This is a genomic window from Borrelia hermsii DAH, assembly GCF_023035675.1.
Lineage (GTDB): Bacteria > Spirochaetota > Spirochaetia > Borreliales > Borreliaceae > Borrelia > Borrelia hermsii.
In genome coordinates this window covers 611,306-627,998 of sequence record NZ_CP073136.1, presented here as the reverse complement: position 1 = coordinate 627,998, position 16,693 = coordinate 611,306, and the positions used below count along the sequence as shown (strand labels likewise).

The window sequence follows — 16,693 nt, the reverse complement described above, 5'->3', positions numbered from 1 at the left end:
GATTCAAGTGAAAAGAAATCATTCTAGTTCCACTCTCTTTTATAAGTTTAATCTTGTTATTGTAATCTATACAATAATTATTGCCATGACCATTTTCATACTATTAGATCACGGGTACAGAAAAATAATAACAAAAGAACTTCAAAGCTTTACAAAATTTGTAAATAACATCATGATAAAAAGCTTCTCTAGGGATACAAGAAATATGTTAATCGCTATTGATGACTTTGTTAAGCATTATAATCAACACTTAGGCACACAAAAAAGTGAACATGTAAAAAATGTAATATCTATAGACCAATTAAGCTTATTTCCATCTTATATAAAAATAATAGAATACACAAATAAAAATGGAAAAATATTGTATTCAAGCGATGCAAGAAGACTAAATACCCACATAAAATTACAAGAAATGAAAACGGGTCATAATACAGATAACTACCATACGCTTACATTAAACCAAGATTTAACAATAATAAATAATAAATCCTATATACCAATGCTTTACAAGATTCCTCAACCAGATCAAAACGATTTGCATAATACAAGTAATGAAAACATAAAGTCAGGAAAAGATATGATAATAAATCATGATGGATACATTGTTTTATATGCAGACATACTAGAACAGATAAAACAACTGAGAAAAAATATATTTATGCTTTTGGAGAGATCTTTATTAGAAAAAGGAAACCAACACAAAAGCTACCATTACTTCAAGATATATGCAATCAACAGTCAAGGGGATATTTTTGGCGAACAAAACGAAGAAACACTTAAACCTATAAAATTATCCATAAATAGTCTATTTGAAAATAATACAAAAATAACAACTCCATTACTCAATGCAATAACTAAGAGAAAAAATAATTATAATACTAGCTACAACAATAACATAATCTCCATAACAAGACTTGCATCTTCATCTTGGTATTTAGCAATACAAATGAACTATAATAATATATTTTCAAATGAACTTAATAACATCAAATTGATATCAATATCAATAATAATATTACTCGTAATAATATTTATATTAATCATGATAATCACAATCAAAAAATTAATCATATCAAAAATAGAAAAGCTTAATCAGATCATTCCAAAAGTTAAAGAAGGTGATCTAACCATCAAGATTGAATCAAAAGGAAAAGACTCAATAAGTGCCACAATAAATTATTTCGGTCATTTCATTGAAAACTTAAAAAACGTAATAAACTCACTACAAGGCAGAGTAAAATTATTGAAAGACAATGGCGACCTACTTTTTAATGAAATAAATAAAGCCTACGATACAATAACAAACTCAAATAAGTATATAGAAAAAACACAAGGAGAAATAGAAAAACAAGTCGAATTTATTTCAAATACAACAAATACAATAGAAAATTTATCTAAAAATATTGCATCACTTGACAATTCAATTGAAACTCAAGCTGCAAGCGTTGAAGAATCATCCTCAGCTATTGAAGAGATGATAGGAAGCATACAATCAGTCACAGAAATAACACAAAAAGCTGCAAAAAGCACAGAAGAGCTTAAAATGTTTTCCGATGATGGGAGAAAAAAGCAAGAAGAAATTATAATGCAAATTAAAGATATTTACAAAAATTCAACTAGACTGCAAGAAGCTAATGCATTAATATCATCTATTGCAAGTCAAACCAACTTACTATCAATGAATGCTGCCATCGAAGCGTCTCATGCTGGGGAAGCTGGAAAGGGTTTTGCAATCGTTGCAGAAGAGATCAAAGACCTTGCAGAACAAGTCACTTCACAATCAGAATCAGTTGCAGCATCAATAAATGAAATAATGGATTCAATCAATCAGACAGTAAAAACATCAGAATTAACAAATAAAGCCTTCAATCAGATATTCAACTCAATCAACCTCGTAGTTCAAGTCATAGAAGAAATCAATCACACCATGCAAGAACAATCAATTGGTAGCCAAGAAATTTTAAAAGCTTTAAACACAATGAGAGAAATAACATATGAGGTAAAAATAGGCTCAAATGAAATGTTTAGAGGCAATAAAGAGATAATCAATGCAGTTTCTGTTTTAGAAGAAATTAATGTCACTGTTTCAAATTCAATGAGGGGACTAAAAGAAGAAATCAAAAAACTAATAGAAGCAGTTGAGAGCATCAAAACTTTTGGAACAACAAATTCAAACCATATTACAGAAATTAACACAGATACAAATCAATTTAAAACAAAATAGCTAAAGGTAAATCTTATGCATAATAAAACATTTTATATAACCGACAAATATTTAAAAACATCCCTAATGTTATTTCCAATTTTTTCCTATACAAAAAATTTCTTAGAAGGAACCATAATATCAATTTGGATTTCACTATGTATTTTACTTCCAGCAATGATTATTAAACAAATAGGATTAAGAAATCAAATATTAATAATCTATCTATTAACAATAGGAATTGTTACCAGTTTAACTTACCTATTTATGTACTACGTAACTCCTACTCTTTATGAAAACTCAAGATTTTCAATCCCCATTTTAATAGTTATAATAATTTCATTTCACAAAAATGAACCTTTTAAAGGTTTAAAAGATCAATTAAGCATATTAAAATACTCCAAATTACCAATAATAACATTCATATCACTAAGTGCAATAATTTCAGTATTTAGAGAAATACTAAATACTGGTAGCTTACAGCTTTTCAATATTAAATTATCGATCATTAAAGATAGTAATATAATAAAAACTCAAGCTTATAGCTCAAATGTTTTTCTAGCAGCATCCCTAATCTTTCTCTCAATTAACATATTGATAAATATTAAAGGGAAAAAGAATGAACAGTAAAATAAAAAAAGATTTAAAAGACATAATTAGCAAAACAATAAAGGAGCTTGCATTAAGAGAAAGTATTAAATTAGAGGAAATAAATATAATCATGCAAAAACCTCCAAAAAGTGAACTGGGGGATTTATCAATACTAATATTTGAATTTAGCAAAATCTTAAAGCTCAATACATCTATAATTACTGAAGAAATAATCAAACAGATTGGGGATAAATATGCAACCAAAGCAATGGGACCTTATTTAAACATAAAATTCAACAGAAAAGAGTACATTAAAGATACAATCAAGAAAGTAAATGAACAGAAAGAAAAATATGGAATAAATAATGTACTTAAAAACAAAAGAATAATAATAGAATTTTCTTCGCCAAATACAAACAAACCATTGCACATAGGACATCTTAGAAATGATATTATTGGAGAAAGCTTATCAAGAATACTAAAAGCTTCTGGTGCTCAGGTAACAAAAATCAATTTGATAAATGATAGGGGAACACATATCTGCAAATCCATGCTTGCTTACAAAAAATTTGGCAACAATACAACCCCTGAACTTTCCTTGAAAAAGGGAGATCATTTAATCGGTGATTTTTATGTAAAATACAACGAATATGCAAAAAATAATGAAATGGCAGAAGATGAAATACAACAGTTGTTATGTAAATGGGAAGAAGGAGATGAAAAGACTGTTCAACTTTGGAAAAAACTAAATCAATGGGCAATTGAAGGAATCAAAGCAACCTACAAGCTTACAAACATTACATTCGATAAAATTTATCTTGAAAGTGAAATATTTAAGATCGGACGAGAAATTATACTTAAAGGATTAGAAGAAGGTTTATGCTATAAAAGAGAAGATGGGGCAATATGTATTGATATACCTACAGAAAAGAATGAAATCTCTGAGCAACAATTCAAACAGAAAGTACTCTTAAGGGCTAATGGTACATCCATTTATCTAACCCAAGATTTAGGGAATATAGTAACTAGAAAAAATGAATTTGATTTCGATGAAATGATTTATGTAGTTGGAAGTGAACAAATTCACCATTTTAAAACTTTATTTTACGTTGCAAATAAATTAGGAATTACAAAAGAAAATAATCTAGTGCACTTATCATATGGCATGGTCAACCTACCTGAAGGCAAAATGAAATCAAGAGAAGGCAATGTAATTGATGCTGACAATCTAATTCATGATTTAAGTGAATCAATTATACTAGAAATAAAAAAGAGAAATTCAGATAAAAAAGATTACCAAGAAATAGCATTAAATATATCATTAGGAGCTATTCATTACTATCTACTCAAAACGGCAATACACAAAGATATATTATTTAATAAAGAAGAAAGTTTATCATTTACTGGAAATTCAGGTCCATACATTCAATATGTAGGCGCAAGAATTAATAGCATACTTGAAAAATATGATGAATTAAACTTATCTAACGAAACTATTAATTTTGATCTCTTAGTAAATGAAAATGAATGGGAAATAATTAAGATTATCTCTGAATTTGAGGAACATATAATTAAAGCTTCAAAAGATCGTAATCCTTCAGTAATAGCCAACTATTCTTATTTGCTTGCAAAAAGCTTCAGTACATACTATCAAGACACGAAAATAATAGATAAAAATAAACCTGAACTTACACATGCAAGAATTGATTTATCAAAAGCAGTTCTACAAACAATAAAAAACTGTATGCATTTACTTAACATTCCCTACATGAAAAAGATGTAAATTTGAAAAATTTAAATTTACAAGTCTACATCATAATAGCTCACAGTCATCCTTGTTAAATATTGACATTATCTTTTTATGATATTTCTCAAATATGTAATATCTCTTAAGCTTAAGAGTATTAGTAAGCTCCTCACCAACAACAAAAGAATCTTTTAATAAAACAAATCCAACGATTCTATCAAAGTTCTTAAACCCAGACTTAGGATTTACTATATCTGAAATACATTTAGAATAAAGTTTGTTAACAGACTCATTAGATAATAAATCATCACGAGAAGAAAATAATACTCCATTAGAACCAGCCCACTTCTCAAGAACTTCAAAATTAGGGACAATAATAGCTCCTAAAAACTTCTGATCTTGACCGACAACCACAACACTCTCAATAAACACAGACTTTGATAAAGCTCTCTCAATAGGCTCAGGCTCAATATTTTCTCCACCTCTTAACACAATTGTATCTTTAGTTCTTCCAACAATTGAAATTTCATTGTTCATTGTTGCACAAACTAAATCCCCCGTCTTAAACCAACCATCTCTTGTTAAAACTTCCCTTGTTGTAGCCTCATCTTTAAAATAACCACTCATAACCTGAGGAGATCTTACCCAAAGTTCACCTTTCTCACCAGGAGGTAAAGCATTACCATCACTATCAACTACTCTATATTCAACATCGGGCAACAAAGGACCAACAGTATTTGCAACAGGACGTCTTAGACATCTTACACTTAAAACAGGTCCCGTTTCTGTAAGACCATAACCCTCAAGCACTACAATACCTACAGCTTTGAAAAAATAATCAACATAATCTACCAAAGCTCCCCCACCAGAAATACCAAATTCAAATCTTTTACCAAGTGCCTTCTTGATCTTTCTAAAAACCAAAACATATCCTAAAAATTTAAAAGGCAAAATCAAAATTAATCCAGCAAGATAAATAACCTTCATAAAAAACGAAACTACAAAATTCGACTTCTTATAAACAGGAACAAATCCCAAAAATTTTTCCTTAAGCTTTACATAAATGATTCCCACTTTTAAGAAAACATTAAATAAAATTCTCTTTAAAAATGACTCTGATACTCTTTTAATAATACCAATCCTTATGCCTTCCCAAATCCTTGGAACAGAAATAATTGCATGGGGATTTAAAGTCGCAAAATCTTTAAGTAAAATAGGCCCAATAGGCTTTGAATAAGCAACTGCTATACCATTAAGAGTAACTATATATTCACAACTTCTCTCAAATGAATGCCAAAGAGGAAGAATAGATATCATGATTTTCCCTGGTTCAAGTGTTGGTAAGTAATTAGAAATCCTATCTAGTTGAAAAATAAAAGATTCATGACGAAGCACAACGCCCTTTGGCAATCCTGTCGTTCCTGAAGTATATATTATAGTAGCAATATCTTTTCCAGAAACCTTTTCAAGCTCAGAATCAAACATTTTAGGATTATCTTTTAAATAATCATACCCCACACTCAATAATTTCTTATAAGAGATTATTGTAATATTTCCCAATTTATCTTCATAAAGCTTATCATCATCAATAACAACAACATGTTTAACAAATTTAAGCTCGTGTTTTTTAGCAATGATTTTTTGAAGCTGTTTAGCATTCTCCACAAAGACAAAACTAGACTCAGAATGATTAATAATATAAGCTAACTCATCATCAGACGAATCATTACCCCTTGGAACATCAATACATCCTAAGCTCATAACAGCAATATCAATAATTATCCACTCTCTTCTTGAATCAGAAATAAGAGCTACTCTATCGCCTTTCTTAATCCCATAATGCAAAAGACCAGATCCAGCCCTCTTAACTTCATTCCAAAAATCAGAGTATATCTGTTTCTTAAAATCTTTAGACTCATTCTCTTTATAAATAAAAATATCAAGATCACCATAAAATCCCACAATCTCCCTAAAGCGCTTAGGTATAGTATCCAGCATAAATCCTCCTTAACTAATTTAACAAAAAAAGCAACACACTAACAAAGATATTATAAAAACTATGAACAAAAACCGAATAATATATATTCTTATGTGTCAAATATATATAGGATAAAATCCCCCCAAAAATTAATGCAAAGAAAAACCCAATAAATCCATAATAAAAATGTCCATAAGCAAAAATAATACTACCAAGAAAAGCTGCAATTAATGAAGCAACCCCTACCTGTTTAAGTTTAGTAATAATAAAAGCCCTGTAAAACAATTCTTCAACTCCTCCTGTAAAAAGAGAAGTAATAACCATTAAAGCAAGTGATTGCTTACTGCCTATATTCCACATAAAACCAGAGCTACCCGCTTCAACCCACAATCGCAATGATTCTGGGAAACAATACAAAATACATAAACATAAAATAATCAATAGAAAAAAAATATAAATAAGCAACTTGACAAAAATTAAAAATGCTTGACAAATAAAAATGGGCTTAAATTCAGGAATAAAAAACTCATCTCTAAAATCATAAGAACTTGTTAATTTAGCAAAATATATAATGAAAATAATTAAAAAAGCACTATATAACCAATAATAATAATGGTTTATACTAAAATTCCAAAGATCAACGCCAACATAATCAAAAGGAGAAATACGAGAAACTATAAAATAAGATAATAAAATCTCCAAACAAGCATACCTTAAAGGGTATTTATTTAATAATGTCATAATAAATTATAGATACATAAATATAAGATTGTCAAACTTTATAATAATTAATCTAAAAATGATCTGATATATTTTTGATATATTTAAAATATACTTCTTAAAAAGAGATTCTTAGTGATTTTATTGTTTATCATAAGTGCATTAAATTTATTCATAAGATATTACTTAAGACTAAATCCAATATATTTAAATCTAATCTTAATGTTAATTTTCTTAATCAAAAGAAATGCCCATTTGTCACTCACATTCATGATTAGTATAAGTTTTCTGATCATCTTTGAGATTAGTCTAAACTTTAAAAGACTTGAAGATAATGTTTATCAAATAACAAACATTACCTATTTTGAAAAATACTCAAATACCAAAATTGAATCAATAGATGGATTTGGGAAAAAATATAAATTCATATTCAAAAATATTGAAGACAAATACAAAATCGGAGATATCGTCAAAATTCAAAATAAGAAAATGCAACTTATTAAAAGACCGCTGCTAGTAAAGCTTAGGGAAAAATACAATAAACTAATAAATCAGTTTTTAAACTCAATCAGCATCAAATATTCTCACTTTTCAAAAGCAATTCTAACAAACAATAAATCAAATATAACAAAATACGAGAGTAATTTATTTCAAAAAGCAGGCATATCACATATCTTAGTGGTATCTGGTCTACATTTTTACCTAATTTATATCATTTTTTATTATTTAGTCCATATCATTAAAAGTGAAAAACTAAAATATTTAATTCTAAGCGCAATACTACTCAATTATTTAATCTTAACGGGCTTTTCACCATCTGCACTAAGAGCATTCATAATGATAGAAACGCTTATGATCTATAAATTAACATATGGTAAAATTAATTTGCTTAGTACATTATCAATTAGTTTTATAATAAATGCCATAATATTACCACACACACTCAATTCAATAGGATTCAAGTTATCTTATCTTGCAGTACTTGGAATATCAATCTCTCTTGCTCTTAATCAAAGATATAACTTAAATAATCTCATATCTCCAATTTTTACAACACTTTTAATTCAAGTTTCAACAGCTCCCATTCTTTATGCTAATGATCTCAATCTTCAGCCAATCTCAATACTATCAAATCTAATAGTTACTCCCCTAATGCTAGTATTTTTGATACTAACAATATTAAGTTTAGGTGTCTACACGGTCAACACGCATCTATTTTTATTCTTTGATCTAATTAACACTCATATCTTTAAGGCAATAAAAGACACAGCCATAATCTTTGGCAAATTTCCAGTAATTCAAAATTATAATATAGGAATATTTTTAGTCTTAAGTATTCTAACGATATTTTACATAATTTATAAATTAGAACAAGAAAAGAGATACGGCAACAAAAGTGTAAAACACTAAATAGCAATATGCTATATTTTATTATCTATGAACATAAATTATAACAGCATAAACAGCATAAAACGTATGCTTGAAAGCAAAAATATAGCTCCACGAAAAATATGGGGACAGAATTACTTAATTAACGAGCACATAAGAGAAAAACTAGTAGATGCGCTTGAAATCAAAGAAAATGAAAGAATCTGGGAAATAGGTCCAGGACTTGGAGCAATGACAATTATCTTACTTAAGAAAGCAAATTTCTTGACAGTCTTTGAAATTGATCCTAAGTACTCAGAAATTTTAAATGAACAATTTGGACAACTTAAAAATTTTAAGCTAATAAAAGGTGATTTTTTAAAGACATATAAACAAGAAGGACAAAATATTAATAAAATATTTTCAAATTTACCTTATAACATTGCATCAAAAGTAATATCAATGCTTATTGAAGATGAAATCTTAACTCATATGGTATTTACAGTACAAAAAGAACTAGCAGACAGAATGCTTGCAAAAGAGGGAAATAAAAATTACTCGTCATTCACAGTGCTAGTTCAATCACACTTTAATGTAATTAAAATAATGGATATTGATAAAAAAAATTTTTATCCAATTCCTAAAGTAAAATCAACAACTCTCAAACTCATTCCGTGTAAGAAAGAAATTAAAAATTTTAAAGCATTCAACAAATTAGTTAGAACAGTATTTACAAGTCGAAGAAAAAAACTTAAAAATACGATCATTAACTTTATTGCAGACGACAATATTCTTAACGAAGATTTCTTAAAAAATTTTTTAGATAAAAGGCCTGAAGAGATTTCTGTTAAAGAATTCATTGCTATTTCAAATAAACTAACTACCAATCATCAATGCACTTGTTAATACAATATCATCTACAGAACAACCTCGCGAGAGATCACTAACGGGATTCTTAAGTCCTTGTAAAAAAGGTCCATAAGCCTTAGCAAAGGCCAATCTCTCAACAAGCTTATACCCAATATTACCAGCCTCCAAATTAGGAAAAATAAGTACATTTGCAGCACCAGCAACCAAGGAATCACTGCATTTTTTCTCTGCAACACTTTTAACTAAAGCTGCATCAATCTGCAGTTCCCCATCAATAAGTAAGTTTATGCATTTTTTCTTAACGATATCTAAGGCACACCTCACCTTTTCAACTTCAACAGAATGAGCAGACCCTTTTGTAGAAAAGCTTAAAAGAGCCACTTTTGGTTCTGCGCTAAAAATATTTTTAAATGAATTTGCACTCTGTATTGCAATTTCTGCAAGCTGCATAGAATCAGGATTTATTATTACAGCACAATCAGCAAACATTAAAATTCCCTCATACCCAAAACAAGTTTCAAACCGACCAAAATCATTCCCAGTATCCATAATCATAAAAGAAGATATACATTTAGTTTCTTTAAGCTTAGGAAGTATTCCAAACACACTCCTTAAAACCTTAGCAGAAGATGCTAAAGCACCACATACACAAGTCTTAACCTCACCAAGTCTCACCATCATCATAGAAAAAACAATCTCATCTAAAAGTTCCTCTCTAGCCTTACTTAGAGTTAATGTCTTACTGTATCGTAAACTTAAATATTCATCTAAATATCTATTAAAATCTTTAAAAGAATTGGGCTCTATAACTCTTATCATTTCTAAGATATCACCACTAAAGCCCACAAATTCTTTTAATCTTCTAAAAACCTTATCCTTACACCCAATAAGCACCACAAGTCCTGCAAGTTTTTCCTTTAAAATATAAATAGTAGCCTTTAAAATCCTATCATCCATACTCTCAGGAAAAACTATACTAGCCCTATCTCCCTTTTCCATCACAATTCTTTTTGCTCTACCACAAACATAATCTTTAAAATTAAAAGATCCCATAATACTCTCCATATCACATTTATCATTAATAAAAGCATAAATTATTTAATAAATAAAATGCACAAAATAACCTATATTAGTATTAAAATATGAATATAGTACATCAAAAAAGGAAACAATAAATCAAGTGAAAAAAAAGAACTTAATTACAGCTGCATTGCCATATGTTAACAACATACCTCACCTTGGCAACTTAGTACAAGTCTTATCAGCAGATGCTTTTGCACGATACTCAAGAATGATGGGCATAGAGACACTTTACGTCTGCGGAACAGATGAATACGGGACAGCCACAGAAACTAAGGCTTTAATTGAAAAAACTACCCCTGAAGAACTTTGCAACAAATATTATGAAATACACAAATCAATTTATGAATGGTTTAACATTAAATTTGACATTTTTGGACGCACAACTAACAAACGCCACAAGGAAACTGTACAAGATTTATTCTTAAAGCTAGAAAAAAATGGTTATACCACAGAGAAAGAAAGTGAACAATTTTTTTGTAAGCAAGATCAAATGTTTTTAGCAGATAGATATGTAACAGGCGAATGCCCAAATTGTGGAAATAATGCAAAAGGGGATCAGTGTGAAAACTGCTCTAAGTTATTATCCCCAACCGATTTAATAAATCCAAAATGTATAATTTGCAAAAATATTCCCATTATAAAAACAACTAAGCATATCTACATTGACTTACCAAAGATAAAGGATGAACTTTCACATTGGATGCAAATAACCGAACTAAATACAAACTGGAATACCAATGCCATTAAAATAACAAATGCATTCTTAAGAGATGGACTTAAAGAGAGAGCAATAACAAGAGATTTAAAATGGGGCATACCAGTACCCAAAAAGGAATATGAGAATAAAGTATTTTATGTATGGTTTGATGCACCAATTGGATATATATCAATTACAAAAGAAATCTCAAAAGATTGGGAATCCTGGTGGAAAAATAATGAAGAGACGAATTTAGTGCAATTTATCGGAAAAGACAATATTCTATTCCACACCGTTATATTTCCCTCAATAGCACTTGGGAGCAAGGAAAATTGGACAATGCTAAGCAAACTGGCTTCAAGCGAATATTTAAACTACGAAAACTTAAAATTTTCAAAATCTGCAGGAACTGGAATATTTGGAAACGATGTCATTACCACTGGCATACCTTCTGATATTTGGCGATTTTATATATATTATAACAGACCTGAAAAATCTGATTTTCAATTTATGTGGGATGACTTTATGGAAAGGGTAAACAGTGAACTTATTGGAAATTTCTCAAACCTTGTTAACCGAGTATTAACATTTTATAAAAAATTCTTTGGAGACCAAATAGACAAAATAGAAATAAAAGAAGATTTTTGGCAAGAAATCAATCTTAAATATGATAAAACCCTAAATTTTTTCAAACAAGTCGAACTAAAATCGGCCCTAAAAGAAATTCTTGACATCTCAAGAACAGGTAATAAAATATTTCAAGATAAAGAACCATGGAAAACAAAAGACAGTACACCTCAAAAAACAAAAGAACTATTATTAAATTTAATATATTTAATAAGGGATCTATCTATCTTAATCTCACCATTTATACCGCACACAAGTGACAAAATAAGAAGATTTTTTGGAAACAGTTATGAAATTTCTAACAGATTCTTAGGAACAAATTTGGGATTAAGTACAATTCAGTTCACAGAAGTACTATTTATAAAACTAGAAAAACACTTAATTAATAGTTTAAAATTAAAATATTCAGGGAGCAAAAACATGCAAGATGAACAAACAAGCAATCAAATAAATCCAATAAATTTATTTAGCGAACAAGTATGCTTAAAAGTTGTACAAGTAAAAACAATAGAGCGAAATCCAGACGCAGAAAAGCTGTTCATTTTAAAACTTAATGATGGAAGTTCTGATGGCAAACAAATTGTAAGCAGTCTTGCGGATTATTACAAAGAAGAAGAACTAATTGGGAAACACATAATAATAGTAGATAACTTAAAGCCTGCCAAATTTAGAGGAATAAAATCTGAAGGAATGCTAATTGCAACTGAAGATAAGGATAAGAATTTTAAAGTAATAATTGTAGAAGATTTTAAAGATAATCCCATTCCTGGGGAGAGAATAATACTTGAGAGTGATAGTTACAAGGAATTAAAATCACCAGCTAAGATCAGCATAGATAAATTCTTTAAAACTCAAATTGTAGCAGAAAATGGAGAACTTAAAATAAACGGTATTAACCTAATACTAGAACATTCTAAAGAAAAAATACTATCTATAGAAATTCCAAATGGAAAGGTCTATTAAGTCTTAAATCAAGAAAAATCAATGAATATTAAAAAAACTCAAATAGAAAGCTTAAATGAAAATTATCTGCAAAGCAAACTATGGACAATTGTAAAAAAAACCTCAAGCAATAAAAGTCCATGGAAAGCCATAGCATTAAGTAGTGACCATTTTAATAAAATTCTTGTGATGCAAAGAAAGATCTTTGGAAATCTTTACTTAAGTTACATCGCCCATCCAGAATTTTCAAATAAGAAAATTGAAGAAATTAATGCATATGAACTTAATACCCAAATCAAAAAATTTAGTGAAGATATAAGGCAATATTTACATAAAAATACCATATTTGTACGATATGATTTAATGTTTTATACCACAAGAAGCTTAAAAGAAGACTATATTCCACTAAAACTTAAATTTAAAAATCTTAAAAAATCATTCGATGACATACAACCATCAAATACAACCATACTAGATTTGCAAGATTCATTAGATGCCATTAAAGCTAAGATGAAAAAGAAAACAAGATACAATATAAACCTTAGCAGCAAAAAAAATATTAAAGTCATTATAGATGATGATTTTAAATATTTTGATGAATTTTATAAACTTCATAAAGAAACCGCCCAAAGAGATAAATTCGCTATTCACTCAAAAGATTATATAAAAAACTTAATAAAAGCATTCACAGAAGATACAAATTCCAAAATCAAACTAATAATTGCATTACACAATGAACAACTAATATCTGGAATTATTGTTGGAATATATAAAGACAAGGCTACATATCTCTACGGTGCCTCAAGTAGATCAAATAGGCACTTAATGCCAAATTATGCTGTACAATTTAAGACAATACAAATGCTTAAAAGTCTTTCAATAAAAGAATATGATCTTCTAGGAATTCCTCCAACTGCTGATGCAAAACACCCTTTATTTGGTCTATTTCAATTCAAGACTGGATTTGGGGGAAAACTTATTCATAGAATTGGATGTTATGACTTTGTGTACAAAAAATTTTTATATAAAGTTTATAGCATTCTTGAAATACTAAGATACATCTACTATAAAATCATAAAAAAAAGATTTTAAGTCATAATACTCACTAAATTCTTAAATTGCAGTCCTCTATCAAATTCATTCTTAAAAAGCTCAAAAGAAGCACTGGCTGGGGAAAATAAAACTATATCATCCCGAATAGAGTTTTTTTTAGCATAATAAACACATTCTTCTAAAGAAGAGAAGATAAAATAATGAAGATTATTATCTTCTAAAAATTTAATAATCTTTAAAGTAGCACTTCCTCTTAATAAGATCCAAGTTTTAACCATACTTAAAATCTCACCAAAAACTGCAAAATCAAGCCCTTTATCAGTCCCGCCAGTAATAAGATTAATCAATCCTCCGTAGGGCCTTAAACTTTTAACAGACAAAACTGTAGAATCAGGAATTGTTGATGCCGTATCATTATAATATTTAACACCTTCAAATTCCCTTACGAATTCTAACCTATGTTCAATACCATCAAAATCAGTCAAAATCTTAGATACAACACTTAAATCCAAACGTAAATAACTTGCAATAAAAACGGTGATCATTTTAGAGATCAATAACACAATTCTTGAGTCACTAAGAGTACCCATCACTTTATTATTTAAATAAACTTTACCCATCTCAAAATAAAAAATATCATTTTTAAAGTTTAAAGGCACAGTTTCTGAGAATAAAATGAGCTTGGATTTAGATTTAAATTTATAAAAATAATTATAATAAGCTTGATCCTGAGAGATCAAAATCCCGGAATTTTGATTTATAAAAATTTTTGACTTATCTGCTATGTAGCTATCAAAATTTGAATAATAATTTTGATGATCACAATAAATATTTGTAATAATACTAATAATAGGACACAAATTTTCAAGATCATGTAATTGCCAAGAAGAAAGTTCTAAAACAATAGGCGATGTTCCATCAAGTTCATCTAAAAAACTTAAAGGAGATATCCCAATATTACCTCCAAGCTTAGAATTCGGATACTTAGCAACTAAAACCTTATGCAAAAGAGATGCAAGTGTAGATTTTCCCTTAGTTCCTGTAATAGCAATTATCGGATTTTGATTAAACATTAAAAATAAACTAATATCGGTCTCAACTCTTTTTGCAAGCTTTAAATACTTATTATCAAAGCTTACACCAGGATTTTTAATAACAATATCTGCGCTCTTAAAATCATCCTCATCATGATATCCTAAAACATATCGAACTTTATCTTTAAATTGCTTCAAGGACTTAATACTTGGACTTAATTCCAACTCACTCTTTAAATCAGTAATTACCAAATTACCGCCATGTTTCAACAAAAATTTAGCAGCAGCAAGACCTCCTCCATGAAGCCCCAAGCCCATAATCAAAAAATTTTTACCTCTTATATCATTTAAATACACAGCATCAGTATTATAACAAAATAATCAACCTGTTTTAATAGACTTAATCCACTTAGTACTATAAAAATAAGGAAGAGAAATACCCAACTTAATTACATCTTCAAGAGTTGGAATAAAGACAATAAGTTCAAATGGGGTCTGCGTATACTTTGCTAAAAAGTATGCAATAGGAATTGTATAAATAAAAGTTACAGAACCTTCCATAATAGCTCCAAAATTTGGAGATGCACCTGCACGGAAAAACCCAAATAAATATTGAAACGCAAGTGATGTAAAAAATACTGAAATAGAATAATATCTTAGCATAACTCCCATAAGATCTGCATACTCCAATTTATAGAAAATATGGGGGGCTATAAATGACAAAGCAAACATTATGAAAGAAGTCAAAACAGCCAAAACAAAACCTATCTTGCTCAAATATATCGCAACAGACATTATCTCTTCTTTATCATTATTCATCTCATGTCCCATCACAATATTAACAGCAAAGCAAAAAGCATGAATTATATTAAATCCAATAAAATAAATAGAAAAAGTTATACTATAAGCCGCATACTTAGCCGTATCAATTCTTGAAAAGATCGCAATTAAACCAAAATATCCCAAATACCAAATAAAATCATTTAAAAAAATTGGAACAAAAACCTTAATTAACTCAGAAAATATCACAGGATTGATTTTTAAATTTTCAAGCTTAAGATAAAAATGTGAATTTGTATTAAAAACAGTATAAATAAGATAAAAAATAAGCTCAATCAGGCGAACCAACGTAGTTGCAATAGCAGCACCAACTACTCCCATATTAAGCACAAAAATAAATAAATAGTTAAAAACCACATTCAAAATAACTGAAATAACAGAAGTAGCAATTTGAATTTTAGTTATTTTAACAACTTTTAGTGAATTAGCAATAATTCCCTTAACAACTGCAAATATAAAAGAATAAACAGCAATATTAAGATAAGATACTCCATAAGAAATAGCTAATAAGTCATCAGATAATAATCCAAGAAAAAAATATGAATAAAATAATGAAATTACTATAAATAAAAAGGAAAAAAATAGAAGAATTAAAATGCTAATAAAAAATGTATTTTTAAAACCAGCAATATTACCTTGGGCATATTGCCTTGTTGCCAATATATTATAAGCTCCCATTACGGCAAAAGCAATAGTACTAAAGAGTTCGAAAAATTTATTTGCAAGAGAAACCCCAACAACAGGATAATCGCCAAGATAAGACACCATAATATTATCTGTAAATGCAACAACATTAAATAAAAAGAATTCAATGGTTGTTGGGATTGCAATATTTAAAATATCTTGATACACACTGCTTTTCTTGAATTTACTTAATGAATACATAACCTCCCCCTAAATACAAAAACAGCAAATTTTCAAATTGTCAAAAAAACAAACG

General features: G+C 28.7%; 12 protein-coding genes. 7 read left to right on the top strand and 5 right to left on the bottom strand.

Annotated features, from left to right (window positions below):
* Nucleotides 1-7: 7 nt before the first annotated feature.
* Genes bhDAH_RS03000 through argS form a run of 3 tightly spaced genes read left to right on the top strand, consistent with a single transcriptional unit; the run spans nucleotide 8 to nucleotide 4,577 of the window.
* The gene (locus bhDAH_RS03000; RefSeq protein WP_043924465.1) at nucleotides 8-2,224 is read left to right on the top strand and encodes a methyl-accepting chemotaxis protein; all 2,217 of its coding nucleotides are present in this window, start codon (nucleotides 8-10) and stop codon (nucleotides 2,222-2,224) included.
* A gap of 15 nt (nucleotides 2,225-2,239) precedes the next feature.
* Nucleotides 2,240-2,833 (top strand): hypothetical protein, encoded by a 594-nt coding sequence (locus tag bhDAH_RS02995; protein WP_012422350.1) that lies wholly within the window; start codon nucleotides 2,240-2,242, stop codon nucleotides 2,831-2,833.
* Nucleotides 2,823-4,577 (top strand): arginine--tRNA ligase, encoded by a 1,755-nt coding sequence (gene argS / locus bhDAH_RS02990; RefSeq protein ID WP_012422349.1) that lies wholly within the window; start codon nucleotides 2,823-2,825, stop codon nucleotides 4,575-4,577. The genes bhDAH_RS02995 and argS overlap by 11 nt, the downstream gene beginning before the upstream one ends.
* A 30-nt stretch (nucleotides 4,578-4,607) precedes the next feature.
* Here argS and bhDAH_RS02985 read toward each other — a convergent pair whose 3' ends face one another.
* Both bhDAH_RS02985 and bhDAH_RS02980 read right to left on the bottom strand, forming a co-directional pair.
* Nucleotides 4,608-6,539 carry an AMP-binding protein gene (locus tag bhDAH_RS02985; protein ID WP_012422348.1) on the bottom strand — a complete coding sequence of 644 codons (1,932 nt, stop codon included), beginning with the start codon at nucleotides 6,537-6,539 and terminating at the stop codon, nucleotides 4,608-4,610.
* Nucleotides 6,540-6,552: 13 nt separating this feature from the next.
* Nucleotides 6,553-7,260, bottom strand: a complete 708-nt coding sequence (locus tag bhDAH_RS02980; protein WP_012422347.1) for a CPBP family intramembrane glutamic endopeptidase — start codon at nucleotides 7,258-7,260, stop codon at nucleotides 6,553-6,555.
* A 114-nt stretch (nucleotides 7,261-7,374) separates the two neighbouring features.
* Between bhDAH_RS02980 and bhDAH_RS02975 the strand changes: the two genes are divergently transcribed.
* Nucleotides 7,375-8,649 carry a ComEC/Rec2 family competence protein gene (locus tag bhDAH_RS02975; RefSeq protein ID WP_012422346.1) on the top strand — a complete coding sequence of 425 codons (1,275 nt, stop codon included), beginning with the start codon at nucleotides 7,375-7,377 and terminating at the stop codon, nucleotides 8,647-8,649.
* Nucleotides 8,650-8,655: 6 nt separating this feature from the next.
* Nucleotides 8,656-9,513, top strand: coding sequence for a 16S rRNA (adenine(1518)-N(6)/adenine(1519)-N(6))-dimethyltransferase RsmA (rsmA, locus tag bhDAH_RS02970; protein WP_144033206.1), 858 nt, complete (start codon nucleotides 8,656-8,658; stop codon nucleotides 9,511-9,513).
* Here the strand turns inward: rsmA and pta are convergent.
* Entirely contained in the window at nucleotides 9,484-10,542 is a 1,059-nt protein-coding gene (gene pta, locus bhDAH_RS02965; protein WP_012422344.1) for a phosphate acetyltransferase, read from the bottom strand. The two genes, rsmA and pta, sit on opposite strands and share 30 nt — an antisense overlap.
* 106 nt (nucleotides 10,543-10,648) lie before the next feature.
* Between pta and metG the strand changes: the two genes are divergently transcribed.
* Nucleotides 10,649-12,847, top strand: coding sequence for a methionine--tRNA ligase (gene metG, locus bhDAH_RS02960; RefSeq protein ID WP_257722525.1), 2,199 nt, complete (start codon nucleotides 10,649-10,651; stop codon nucleotides 12,845-12,847).
* A 21-nt stretch (nucleotides 12,848-12,868) separates the two neighbouring features.
* Nucleotides 12,869-13,918 carry a lipid II:glycine glycyltransferase FemX gene (locus bhDAH_RS02955; RefSeq protein WP_012422342.1) on the top strand — a complete coding sequence of 350 codons (1,050 nt, stop codon included), beginning with the start codon at nucleotides 12,869-12,871 and terminating at the stop codon, nucleotides 13,916-13,918.
* Here the strand turns inward: bhDAH_RS02955 and murD are convergent.
* A complete protein-coding gene (murD, locus tag bhDAH_RS02950) occupies nucleotides 13,915-15,270 on the bottom strand; it encodes a UDP-N-acetylmuramoyl-L-alanine--D-glutamate ligase (RefSeq protein WP_012422341.1) in 1,356 nt (451 codons plus the stop codon). The two genes, bhDAH_RS02955 and murD, sit on opposite strands and share 4 nt — an antisense overlap.
* Nucleotides 15,271-15,294: 24 nt before the next feature.
* Nucleotides 15,295-16,638 carry an MATE family efflux transporter gene (locus bhDAH_RS02945; protein ID WP_012422340.1) on the bottom strand — a complete coding sequence of 448 codons (1,344 nt, stop codon included), beginning with the start codon at nucleotides 16,636-16,638 and terminating at the stop codon, nucleotides 15,295-15,297.
* Between the last annotated feature and the right edge of the window lie 55 nt (nucleotides 16,639-16,693).